The organism is Sphingobacterium sp. UME9, from assembly GCF_014170215.1.
Classification (GTDB): Bacteria; Bacteroidota; Bacteroidia; order Sphingobacteriales; family Sphingobacteriaceae; genus Sphingobacterium; species Sphingobacterium paramultivorum.
Genome location: NZ_LZZP01000013.1, coordinates 1,058,491 through 1,071,383, shown reverse-complemented (window position 1 = coordinate 1,071,383; position 12,893 = coordinate 1,058,491). Strand labels below are relative to the sequence as shown.

Below are 12,893 nucleotides of genomic sequence, written 5' to 3'. Positions count from 1 at the left end.
GCCGCTTGGAAAATCCAAAACGGCTTGATATATAGCGTAAAAAAGTTTCCATTCAGATTATTCATGCAAAACCAAAATCGCTTTAACTGATCGGTTCAAAACTTCATTCACCGTACTACTTGCAAATAAACGGTAAATCATATTATGGTTGCGTTTGACCAAACACAGAATATCGGTCTGATTGTTTTCAACAAAATCAACGATCGCATGTGATGGGCGTGTATCATCCTCATCCACATAATTAAAGTTGATATCTACGTTAGGAAGCAACTGACGCATTTTTTTCTCCCCATTGCGCACTAGCTTTTCGTCCAAATCCCTTTCTGAGACGTGTAGAATTTCCAACTTCTTGGGGTCCGAAAGTTTTAAAATACGATTGAGTGCCTTGACATCACGAACAGACAATTTTGTTGTTTTATAATCCGTTGCCAATGTAATGACCGGAATAGCGGACAGATTACTTTCAGGAGGTACAATCAAGGTCGGAATACGCAATTTTGTCACAGCCATACTCGCATTACTACCGACAATTTCTTTAATGCCTGTCGCCCCGGTAATTCCCATCACCAAAAAAGAAACATCTGTATATTCAACATACTTTGTGACTACATTACGCAGATAACCTACTTCAACAACGGTTCTCACTTTGAGGTCATTGTATTTATTTTCCTGGACCACCTGATCAGTCCATTCTTGCAAAGCAGCACGTTTTCTAGCGTAATAATCTTCTATAAAGATCGCGTTATAAGTACTGTTGTTGATCCCTTCTGTCGGGTGTATGGCATGTACAACAGCAACTTCCATATTCAAACGAGAAGCCAAAGACAAGGCGTAACGCAAAGCATGACTTGCATTGATTGAAAAATCGGAGGCAACAAGAATTTGTTTCATTTTTTAAGTTTTTAATATTAACCTGTCAATAGCCATGTGTACAAATGCAATGGATGACAAAAACATTTAGATAACAATCAACTAAATAAAAAGATGGAAGAATACAAATAGTAATAATGCCAAGCCAATTGACACGGGTAAAGTAAGTACCCAAGCAAGACCGATGCTTTTGAGTGTCCCTTTATTCAGATTGCTCTTTCCTCCGGAAGCGACCATTGAACCTGCAATACCACTTGAAAGCACATGCGTTGTACTAACAGGCAAACCCAATACGGTACTGATACCAATTGTCGAAGCGGCAACAATCTCGCTTGAGGCCCCTTGAGCATAACTCAAATGTTCATTTCCTATTTTTTCACCAATCGTTACTACAATACGTTTCCAACCGATCATTGTCCCAAGACCTAAGGCGATTGAAATAGTTAAGATCACCCAGATCGGTGCAAAGTCCGTAAGATGTTTCAACTCGCTCAACTTACGATTGAGCTCCAGTCGATTTTCAGTATTGATATCGATCTGTTTATTGCTCTCTAATGCAGCAATGGATTTGACTAAACCTTCAACCTCTTTTCTAAATTTAAAAGTCCCGGCTTTATCCGTTACACTTTTATCCATCAAATGCAGCTTGACTTGCTCAATCTCCTGATTGACTTGCACAAACATCGTTCCCTGAGCGACATTACTGGAAGCAATTGTCTGTAACACGATTTCCGTTTGATCGAGCGTTTTAATGACAGCCGCATCTGGTACGGAATGGTTTATTGCAAAACGAGCAGGCAGAAATGCAATTAAGATCAACATAAACAGTCCTACTCCTTTTTGTCCATCGTTGCTACCGTGAAAAAAACTGACCAATGTACAGGTCAGTATAAGAATACCGCGTACTAACAAGGGAGGTCTGTCATCTTCCCCTTGTGGGATGTGAAAAAGTGCTTTATAACGGACGACATGCTTTAAAAAGAGCATCAATAACACCGCTAGACCAAAACCAATCAAAGGTGAGAGAATCAAAGAAAGACCAATTTCCTCGGCCTTATGCCAATTGACACCACTGCCACCATAATACCAGGTGAAGCCTATACCCGCCCCGATAAGGGCACCAATCAAGGTATGTGAACTCGAACAAGGAATACCAAAATACCAAGTCCCCAAATTCCAGATAATAGCCGCTAATAATACAGAAAGGACCAAACAAGCGCCTACCGAAACCGGTAGTGCCATTAAAGTATCTAGAGGCACCAATTTAAGTATTCCCATAGCCACTGCGATCCCACCTGCAAAAACACCTAGAAAATTCCAAAAGCCAGACCAAGGAATGGCTACAATTGGTTTAAGTGCTTTGGTATAAATTACCGTTGCAACGGCATTCGCGGTATCATGAAATCCATTGACAAATTCAAAGGCCACAACGGCAAATAAACAAAGGGCAAAAACAATAAGAAGTCCAGTACTAAGATCGGTTTCCCCTAAGAGAGGAATCATGTTGCAGAAAATTTGCATATTATTCTTTCATAAGATTTATGGTTGTCCTTGCTGAGTTTTTCTAACTTGCTGAGTTTTCCTTAAGGAAAACTACCACAGGAACAATCGCTTCATTCAGCTCAAAAATAATTTTCAGATGTTAACTTTTGATAAAGGATATATTACGTTATACAACACGAAAGAAAAACTTAAAACACTGTTAACGAATCTTATTCCGTCGCTATTTTATTTCCGACAAAATCTTTTAATTTGCAGGGAGCTAACACGGACTTTATAGGGACCTCATTCGGACTTCATTCGGATGAAAGCGAATAAAGACCGAATAAGTTCCGTATAAATAACGTTTATAAAACGGATCAAAAGTAAATTTGATCGCTAGTTTTTACCCACAAAATATAGACAAACCAAAATCCCGTATAAGACCAACCGTAAAGTAAGAGCCATATTAGACCTTTTGTAAACTTTTTTCAGGAATGGACATAGCGTATCTGCGAAATACCACGCAGAGGATTCGAGAGAATTTTAGTCCGCCATTTACAGCGAAAACAGTACGATTTACCGATTCAAATCTACAGTCCACCGAAAAACACAAGCTTTTTAGAATTAAACCCATTACTTTAGACAAAAGTAAATTTAACACCGAATTAATTATGCCTAAAACTTATTCATTAAACTGTTCCTTGACGAACTATTCTCCCTTACAGAGGATTACATTTAGTACGCTACCTTTTCTCATCGCCATTTATTGCGTTCTTTTTGCACAGCATACAAAAGCGCAATCTTTAGACTGGTCTACAAAAGATATTGTATTTAAGAGTGAGGGTATTAACTTGGCAGGAACCATACTTCAGCCTAAGCGTGCCCATGCTGCCATTGTCCTCATACATGGTTCTGGACAAGAGAAAAGAATAATGGAGTTTGCCTCATATTTAGCCAAAAACGGTATTGCCGTATTTACTTATGACAAGCGCGGAGTAGGAAAATCTGAAGGGACCTATGCTGGCCCTGAGGTCGGTACCAATAATATCGATTCTGCCAACCTCAACCTCCTCGCTAAAGATGCACAAGCAGCAGTAAAAGTATTCCATCAACAATTAGGGAAAACGAACATTCCTGTGGGGCTATTGGGATTCAGTCAAGCGGGATGGATCATTCCCTTAGCGACTAACCAAAATCCTTTGGTCGACTTTTTTGTATTGTACAGTGGAGCAGTTATCCCTGCCCGTGAGCAGCTCCGCTTCCAGTTCTTTACAAATGGAAAAAAAGATTTTTGGGATAAACATACGGAAGCCGAGGCCCGACAACATGTAGCGAATGATCCAGATCGCTATCAATTTACAAATACCGATCCGATGACATCACTTAAAACGATAACAACTCCAGGACTCTGGCTTTTTGGATCCAAAGATATCCAAATACCTGTAGGCTTATCGATTGAACATATCAATGCACTGAAAGCACAAGGAAAGCCCTTCGAATATTGCTTATTTCCTTTATTAGATCACAATACAAGCCTTTCGGCATCGCGTGAACCAAGTGCTATTGCATTGAATTGGATTAAAAATCAACGTAAAAAAAAGTCATAAAAAACGTCTTTTGACAACGGCTCATTAGCATAAAATCAAGCATTAAAAAGGCCTAAGTTTTTTACTTAGGCCTTTTTAATGCTTGATTTAAATGTTTAACTCGCTAGATTAATGCAAATCCGTACGAAGTACTTTACTTTTGTTCAATGCTCGATTGGAATAGATGACATACACGGTGCCAACAATAGTTGGCATAATCCAAACCAGCGTTGAGCCAAGCTGAATCCCAGCAACTAAAAATGCTGTCACCGACGCAATCAATGCGCCTACCATACGGCCCAAATGACTGACCAGCCAGGCATTTTTCTTTTCTTTGAAACTTTTAAACAGCTGAAAATCCCGAATACTCATAAATGCACCAAAACCACCAAAAAAGACATATAAAACAGAATTTGCCACCTGTTGTACCAATCCAATTAAACCAAGACATAACATACCGACCGATACAAGTAGCATCGTGGCGGAAATCAGTTTGTCTTTCCAATCGGCCTGTTGTTTAATTTTACTGCGTAAAGTCAATGCGCGATTACCTGCTAGAATGAGATAGATGGTAAAGATACCGATCAAAAATAAAAATGTGTTTTCGTGGCCCGGCATCCTCGCAATAACGAGTGAAATTAAAGAACTAATCACCATCGCATAGGAAAATATAATCCCCATTTTCTTGTGCCCTGCTCCCCCCTTTTTTACAGCCACACTTATCAGGCCGGTAATCAATCCTATCCCACCAAAAAATGCGTGAACGTAGATCAATGTCTTAATTGTTTCTTCCATAGTTCTTCTTTAATAATTGTTTATAGCTAATAATGGTATTGAGGCAAAAAGGCTAATGGTTATACCCTGTTTAAAATAGATAGACAAAAAACAACGCTATAATGCCGTTTGCGACAATAGCCCAAATGTAAAAAATATCCTTTAATTATCTATATGTTTAAATAAAAATCACTCTTTTTCCTCACGGACGAGAAAATCATAAGAGTACCAGAATTTCAGGTGCCCATGGGAATTAAGGCTTCCTAGACTATAGCTAATGGGATAATCAAAGCTATTCTGTTGCAGTTCAAGTTCATTTTTATAATCAATGACAAGTTTTTTAATTTCATCCAGACCTGTCGCGCGTCTAATAAAACTTGTTTGACGTCCACCACGCAGATAAACCAATACGTCGGAACCTTTTAATACCGTTTCGTCAGTTTTCGTCAGAAATTGATTGTACAGCAATTTTTCCAATACATTTTTAAGATCACCACGCGGAAAATCACTTTCTCCCATCATGATCGAGTGTGTACCGTAGTTGACTGATGAAACATAGTAGGGATTATATCCTGTATTTTTTAACTTCCCAAGTGCATCCTTATTAAAAGCCTTTTCATAGTCTTTCAGATCCGCATGGAGACTAAATGTAATATGTTCTCGACGCAACAACAGGCTATTAGCTCTTTTTATCGTGGTGGAATCATGGTGACGGACCAATTTGAGTACACTATCTACGTCAGGGCTATTATTAAGATGGTAACGTATTGCCCTATAATCGAAAAATGCCCCTACCGACGATTGCTTCAAAACAGCCGGTTCCCCCTTGCTTTTCTTCGCGAAAGCTCGCACAGCATCAAATCCAGGAATGACATGAATAGGAGATAAAGTTGGCTGTGTAGAAGAAATTGTGCTTTTGAAAGGTTTATAATAATTACGAAAGGAAGTTAGTTTTAGTTGCGGTGTGGTATCTTTTAATCCCCAAACTGTCCCCAAATAGAAGTTTTTATCTGTGGTACCATCCACGTAAATCTGGCTAACCGAAAACCCGACGGAACGCCCTTCAAATTGATACCTTTTAGCCATTGTTCCACCACCGACCTCCGTAGAGTCAAAGTCAATATCTTCTTTGTCACAGCTGGACAAAAAACAAATGCTTAGTAACAACAGGAAAAGATATTTCATAATTTAAAAAATTAATCGTCAGCTCTGGTGCAGCACTTCGATCTCATCTACCCGTCGGACAATGGCCTTTAGATTCTTCTCAAAGATATACAAAATTCCTAATCCTACATACATAAAAATAAGAATAACAACACGATACAAAGTCAAAGGAACATAATTAACGATCCATTCCGAAGAAACCAACCCGATGATCAAAACCATAATCGGTATCATTAGACTAAGATAATTGCGATAAACGCAGTATTTACTCCCTCTAGGTCGATGCCGCAATAAGTATACTGGAATATAAAAAACAAGTGTACCGATCATCCCTAATTTTAATCCCGTCCAAAAAGCATCTGCATCGAGCGGCACAAAATAATAGAACAATGTGAAATAGACGATATAAATTGCACTATGCCAATGCTTGACGAATTGTAAAAAATCAGCAGGAAATTTATTGATCTGTTTATGTTGCAGATTCAATTCATAGCTAGCAGCAATGTTTCCAAAACCTGCCGCTCCAAAACTGGCATAAGCGAGATCAATGGCTCGATTGAAATATATACTGGCATCTGAAGACATGAGTTCTTCTACCTTACAAGCAAAGTGATCCAAAATTTCAAGTTGAACATCAACATAACGATATCCTTTAGAACGAATAAAATCCATCAGAATACCTAATTCCGCTTTGGTCAATTTCTTTTCTTTCATGATACAATTGGTTTAGTGTTCAAGATAACCTGTAACTTCTCCACAAAGGTCAACGCATCTTTCATTTTACTTACCTGAGCTTTTTTTCCCTTCACTGTCAGGGAGTAATATTTTCTTGCTCTTCCATCGACTACTTCTATTGCTGTATCCAGGAGTCCTTCCGCTTCTAGCTTATGTAATGCAGGATAGAGCGCTCCCTCAGTCAGGATAAACTCTCCTTCGGTTAAGAGTTTTACTTGTTGAGTCATTTCATAGCCATACATTCTTTTCGTTCCAGACAATAGCTTTAGAATAATCGTTTGTAAAGTGCCTTTTAATAACTTCGTATCTTTCATTCGTTCATCTTAAACAATTAATTAAATATACCTAATTTTCTTATATATACAAAAATATAAGAAAACTATGATACAGCAGGTTGCATTTTAACCGCCGCCATTAGATATGGCCCTTGCACTGCCTTTTGACTGGACTGCTTCTGCCCTACTTTTGCAATTAACCGATCAAATTCCTATGAATCGCCTAGTGTTTACCTCGTGAACCAGGTAGACACTAGGTCTCAGGTAGGTGTTTACTAGGAACAATAGCGAACAATGGCAATGACCGGAGCGAACAATGGCAACGACAGGGATAAAGCTAAAAAGCCGCTAGAGCTGGGAACTCTAAACGGCTTTGCATTAACAATTATATATAGAATGATATGATTATCCCGCTTTCAGGAGATCAATAATAAGGCGATCTCTATTTTCATTCAATGAGGGATAAAATTGATTTAAATCAACCAATATGATTGGCATCCCCTTATTTTCGGGTTTATACAATACATTATCTACCAAGTCCCGACAGAAAACTAACGATTCATTATCCGTGAATACTTCTCTTGACCTTTTGAGGAAACTATTAAAAAAACGTCTTGGATTATTGATAATTTTAAGATGTTCTTGATTTGGAAAAACCGTGCTGGAGAGATCTAGCCCTCGAGAAAATATAACGTCCTTCAATTCCGCATGACCAAAATTTACTAAGGGAGTCTTTAATGGTTTGGCTTTTTTGAGAATAAAAAGATTGGTAGAGTATAAATCTTCTGTAAAAGGAATTCCATAAAACCATGAAGAACTGATCTTTCCTTTAAAAACCACATGAACCAAATTCGTCCCGTCGAAAGTTGTTTTGTCAAATGTATTGTAAAGGAAGGAAGACTTTTCAATTTTTAAATTTCCAATAATTGCTTTCGAAAAATCATTCGCTTCGAATGTACTTTCCATCCAAAGCCCAGATTCCTGAAAAACAACAGACTGAAAGTTACAGTCTACAAAGGTACAGCGAATGAACTTACAATCACGAAACATGGAGTTCATGAAACTTTTCCCTTTTATCGTACAATCGATAAATGAACAATTTTTTAAAACTTTGTGATTGAATTCAAAACTTTCAATCTCACTTTGTTGGAATATTTTATTAGTCAGTGCCATGCTAAAAATGATTAATAGGCTAAAATTTCATAGTAGTTGCATTGCAAATGGATCTTTAACGGCCAAAATCTCCATTTATACAATGATGACAACGGGAAAGACAAAACGTCCTAAAGAAATTTTGACTTTTTTTATTTTTTTTATCCTAGCCTAAAAACAGCCAAGACCTATAAGATCTCATAGCAAACTGACTATGGGAATACGCTAGTCAGCGATTCTTATAACTGGCCAATAGACACAAAAAAAGCCGCAAGAACGGGGAGTCCTTTACGGCTTACTACCTATGAAAAACATTCACCTTAAGTATAAGGCACTATCTACTATGACAATTAAAATTAAAATGGCACACATAAATCTACTGCACAATGAATTAGCGAATTAAAATCGGTTCATTCTCTACTTCAAAAAAGCTCCAATCTATGTTCTTGGCATTTCTTGGAACCAAATATAAAGTGCTCGGTCAGAGATTCAACCCACCGTTTACAATCCGCCAAAAATGATTTACGATTCGTCTGTTGTACTATTTTAATCGGGCGGTTAATCAGCCCTTTACTGCTAAAAGAAAAAAAAGTATATTGGTGAACACAATTAAAACTGTTTATGAAATTGATAAAAAATATTTTGGTGGTGCTCGTACCGCTTACCTTATGCAGTGGCACAGCCTTTTCCCAAACCAAAAAGGAGCTTAAAAAAAAATATGAAAACAGCAGTATAGATGAAGAACTCAAGAAGAAGATGGCTACGGAATATGTCTTTCCCGATAGTCTCATCTTACCCCCTTTACACTATACCAATTCCTATTATGTATTGGACTCTGCCGTCAATGATTTCCATTCTATTTCCATTGATATTATTGTACAAGATGACATCCCAGACCACTATTCATTTTACATTTCACCCTTTAATATATCCCTAAACAATATGCCTTTATATTGTGGTATTCAATCTGCCGGTGGCGGTATCAGTGTTAAGACTGGTAAAGAAGAAGATATCAAATTTAATGGCATCTTTTCGCGTTGGTTTGAACGGACAAAAAAGGCTTTAAAAACTAGAGGATATTATGCTAGTTCAGATGCGGAGGGTGATTTTATCAGTGTGCGCAATACCGTAGGCTGGCACAAAGGTTCTTATCGCATCACACTAAAAAAAGAAGGCTATATCGCCGGCAAAGCCGTTCCAGATGCTATTAACCCCAAAGAAACCTATTTCAGCTGGGGCGATTATGAACATTCCTGGGTCACCATGTATGTCGAAGATTTAAGCACAAAAAAAGTGGTCAATGTAGGGTCCCTAGCCTTCCCGGGTAAAAAGATCCAGATGAAAAAGCACATCACATCGTTCTTGGAGCAATACAAGTATTTTATTGATTTCGCCCAAAGACCGCGGGACCTCGAAGGGTTGAATGTCATCCGATACGATAAATTGCCTAAAGTAACCGTTGTTCAAAAAAATCTACGCATCAATGGTAAATTGGTCAAGCTTGAAAAAGTGCCGACTTACCATAATCGTACACATAATCCCGAACAAAGTAAAGTAGCCGGTGAAATCCCTATTCTATCCAAGGATAGTTATAATGCTGCAACTGGTGAACTTACACTCGAAACGGGCGTGTTTGTAAAATGGCCGGAGAAAAAAGACGTTAAGTAAAAAGAACCTTTTTAATTAAGTCCAAAACTGACAATAAACGAGTTTTCTTCTTTTGCGATCCTATCTGACTTATTCTTAAAAGGCTCTCCAATGGAAGCGCCATTCTTCGCAACAGCACAAAAAATTGCTCCATATTGAATAACGTATAGCATGGCTTATCCCATTGCGTAAACGACGACAAACCTGATCCGAAAAGACACATGTGGTGAACTCTTGTCAATCAGATAAAGTCGCACACAAAATAACACGTAAGTCAAGTCAAAAAAAAAGTCTTCTCATCATCGTGATGAGAAGACTCTTTAAAAAATTGAAGTCTTGATCCGAAACGTTCGCCGAACGGCTTACTTAATGACGAACCAAGTTTGACTTTTTGCCGGTATATTGACCTCAAAGATCGCTTCCGAGGCTGCATTCAATGGCATTGTCCTACTGTTTTGATCTTGCTCAACCACTTGTACATTTCCTATCAGGCCGGTATAGTACAAGTTGACCTTAACTTTTCGTTTTATCGCTTCGTCCAATGGATTATAGATCATTAGTAATCCTTTTTCTTTTCCAGCCGGGTTCACGTGCAAAATAGCATCATAATCCATCCCGTCAGGACGTCTCACATGGATAATATCACTGTCCAAAACTTCGCGGTGTTTCTTGTAAAAATTCACCCATTTGGCCACTACGTTTTTCGTCTCTGGGGAGTCATAAAGCTGTGGTCCACGATAACAAGCCTGTACACCTGCACCAAACAAGTTGGCTAGCCGTTGCTCGTAATGTGGCAAGTGATCCTTCAAAGGCTCGATCGTTGCCTCTTTGCCCCCACCTTGATATTCTACTAAAGGAACAAACATCCAGCCCATAGACGGCGCCTTTGCCCAGGTACCATCAAAAATATTCTGTCTTTCCACAATCTCCTGTTGTGCCCTCGGTAAGGACCAGTTTGCCTCACGGTAGCCCATCCCGACTTTGTTGCCGCCATTCAAGAAATACATATCTGGAATATTAAGGTAGATTCCCTTTTCACGGCACCATTTGTAAAAATCAGTGATCCGTTTAAACTGATTCCATTGCGAGTCTTTTTCATTATGATGCCCGGGGTGATCGGTGGAATAGCACCAATCTCCAGGATAAGATCCATCGTGCTCAAATACGCCCAATCCCGAACTTTCATACAGGTTATACAGCTTTTTGAAGTAAGCCTGGCCCCATTCACTCTCTATACAAGGTGAACTTCCAAAGCGAGGATGCATGCCTTCAGGTAGCACAACGTCATTTTTAGCATCAATATGCCGACTGGCCAGGAGCGAATAACCTCCAAGTTCAATTCCTTTGCTATGCGCATAGTCAGCAAGCTCTTTCATACGCTTGAGATTTTCAGGAGAATCATCTTCGGCATTGAATCCAGACCAAAAGGTCATAATCACCATTTCAAAACCAACCTCCGCTGCTTGATCAATTGCCCTTTTTACCGACTCGTTGTCCGAACTCCGTACATGCATCAATATCGGATTTTCAGTTGCCCATGGCGCCATGGAGCGCAGCATTTTTCGATATCCAAGGCTCTTACGTTCGCGTTCCCAGCTATCGTTCAACAGCTCCCAAACCCGATAGCTTGCAAATTTCCCACCGGCAGCAACCTGTTGTTCAGGTCCCATTTTAGGAGCAACTTCCAACAGACAGGGTGTCTCCCGGTCGTAGTGGACCTGTGTCGTATATAGCGGGTCTTTTTTCCACTCCAGACTCGAGGAATAAACGACTTCCTCGCTCATACCGCCAAATGTATAATCTGTTTCCACCGTGATATTAGGGTATAACCAACGGCTTCTATGATCCACCGAACTTTCGGGCTCAAATACGGCCAATTGCTCACTCTTAAAGCTATTAACCACAATTTCCCGGTCCGACTGATTCTGCACGGTAATCCACTTACTAAAGATCGGCATGTCATCATAAAGATCATAATGAACCTGTACCGTAACGTTTTTCATATAAGCAAGTTTACTGGACAGATCGCCTGCAAATTGGGATGGAAAATCACCGTATGCCCAAAAGCCTTCTATTTTGGAGCGACCTTCCTTTGTTGAAGCCTTACCATCCTTATTCCCGCCGTTTGGATCCATTTTTCCGACACGGACCAGTTGTATCTTGTCACCCGACTTTAGTGGAAGATGACCAACAGTACGCCATTGCTGTCCGTCCAAAGAGGTTTGTGCTACTAATTCTTTATCTGCTATTTCATATCTAAACCATAGCTGATCTACTTTACCAACTTCGAAAGTTCCGTTATCGCGTTTGCCATCAAAAAAAACAACCTTGTCTTCGCTTGCTCTCCAATAAAGTCTGGGATTACTATTCGTTAGGCTTAGTCCAAAACCCAATCCCCAATCGTTGGATTGATCAGTACCTTTATTCATCTTGGCTACGAGTACCTTTACCTCTTGAGGAACTGTTCTTTCAGCGAACACAGCAGCATTTTCAAGTGCCATAATTTCGCCCACTTTTCCTTCATTGACAAAGGAATTACGCTCATGTGATTTTGAAACCATCAACTTCCATCCGGAATTTAGCTGCTGAAATTTATCTTCCAACAGCAATGCCCTGTTTTGGTCACTTTTGCTCTTTGCGGCAAGCGCATCGATCGCCTGCTGATCCAATGTATAGGTAAATGTCAGCTCTTTGCCCGGCACCGGCCAAGGCATATCTTTAGGCATCCAGTTTGGTCTCTTTTTCCAGCCAAAACGGGGTTTTGTATCTTCAATTTTATAGTCATGGAATTTAAAAGCCATGGGATCTGCCTTTAAACCCGGGATCCATTCTTTCAGTAAATAATTATGTACTTTCTGTCCTTCCAATCCGCCGACATCAAAGGTAAACCCATCGATTGTTACGCTGGCTTCAGGTCGAATCGACCGTAGAAATGCTGTATTTCCAGTCAATTCATCCAAACCAATACTGGCTACATTTGGAAAAGTCGTAAATGTACGGCTGACCAAACCATTAGAAAAGACCAAATGACCTTCTTTCGTCTTGAAAAGTCCTGCTTTCGCCTGGGGAGTTCCTATTAGCCAGTCTCCAGACAGGCTATTGCTTTCTTTGCTAAATAGCGGCAGCTGCTGACTATAGCTCTGCTTTGCCTGGCCCAATACGCCCAATAGACACAGGATATAGAGTTGTTTTTTAAAGTAATTCATCT

General features: G+C 39.5%; 10 protein-coding genes. 2 read left to right on the top strand and 8 right to left on the bottom strand.

Features of this window, described 5'->3' with window-relative positions; genetic code table 11:
• Positions 1-57 precede the first annotated feature (57 nt).
• Positions 58-891 (bottom strand): universal stress protein, encoded by an 834-nt coding sequence (locus A9970_RS23510; RefSeq protein ID WP_153845756.1) that lies wholly within the window; start codon positions 889-891, stop codon positions 58-60.
• Between the two features lie 81 nt (positions 892-972).
• Positions 973-2,373, bottom strand: a complete 1,401-nt coding sequence (locus A9970_RS23505; RefSeq protein ID WP_182331158.1) for an inorganic phosphate transporter — start codon at positions 2,371-2,373, stop codon at positions 973-975.
• A gap of 473 nt (positions 2,374-2,846) precedes the next feature.
• Here A9970_RS23505 and A9970_RS23500 point away from each other — a divergent pair, with 473 nt between their 5' ends.
• Positions 2,847-3,959, top strand: a complete 1,113-nt coding sequence (locus tag A9970_RS23500) for a S9 family peptidase (RefSeq protein ID WP_220801684.1) — start codon at positions 2,847-2,849, stop codon at positions 3,957-3,959.
• A 108-nt stretch (positions 3,960-4,067) separates the two neighbouring features.
• Here A9970_RS23500 and A9970_RS23495 read toward each other — a convergent pair whose 3' ends face one another.
• From A9970_RS23495 to A9970_RS23475, 5 genes are all read right to left on the bottom strand, one after another.
• Positions 4,068-4,733: a hypothetical protein gene (locus tag A9970_RS23495; protein ID WP_182983949.1), complete on the bottom strand. Its 666-nt coding sequence runs from the start codon at positions 4,731-4,733 to the stop codon at positions 4,068-4,070.
• A gap of 168 nt (positions 4,734-4,901) precedes the next feature.
• A complete protein-coding gene (locus A9970_RS23490; protein WP_182983948.1) occupies positions 4,902-5,897 on the bottom strand; it encodes a hypothetical protein in 996 nt (331 codons plus the stop codon).
• An 18-nt stretch (positions 5,898-5,915) separates the two neighbouring features.
• Positions 5,916-6,590, bottom strand: a complete 675-nt coding sequence (locus A9970_RS23485; RefSeq protein WP_182983947.1) for a hypothetical protein — start codon at positions 6,588-6,590, stop codon at positions 5,916-5,918.
• Positions 6,587-6,925 carry a PadR family transcriptional regulator gene (locus A9970_RS23480; RefSeq protein ID WP_120332513.1) on the bottom strand — a complete coding sequence of 113 codons (339 nt, stop codon included), beginning with the start codon at positions 6,923-6,925 and terminating at the stop codon, positions 6,587-6,589. Before A9970_RS23480 ends, A9970_RS23485 begins: the two co-directional genes overlap by 4 nt.
• 366 nt (positions 6,926-7,291) lie before the next feature.
• Positions 7,292-8,059: a pentapeptide repeat-containing protein gene (locus A9970_RS23475; protein ID WP_153847111.1), complete on the bottom strand. Its 768-nt coding sequence runs from the start codon at positions 8,057-8,059 to the stop codon at positions 7,292-7,294.
• Between the two features lie 600 nt (positions 8,060-8,659).
• Between A9970_RS23475 and A9970_RS23470 the strand changes: the two genes are divergently transcribed.
• Positions 8,660-9,706 (top strand): hypothetical protein, encoded by a 1,047-nt coding sequence (locus A9970_RS23470; protein WP_182983946.1) that lies wholly within the window; start codon positions 8,660-8,662, stop codon positions 9,704-9,706.
• Positions 9,707-10,047: 341 nt separating this feature from the next.
• Here A9970_RS23470 and A9970_RS23465 read toward each other — a convergent pair whose 3' ends face one another.
• Positions 10,048-12,891, bottom strand: a complete 2,844-nt coding sequence (locus A9970_RS23465; protein ID WP_182983945.1) for a hypothetical protein — start codon at positions 12,889-12,891, stop codon at positions 10,048-10,050.
• Positions 12,892-12,893 lie beyond the last annotated feature (2 nt).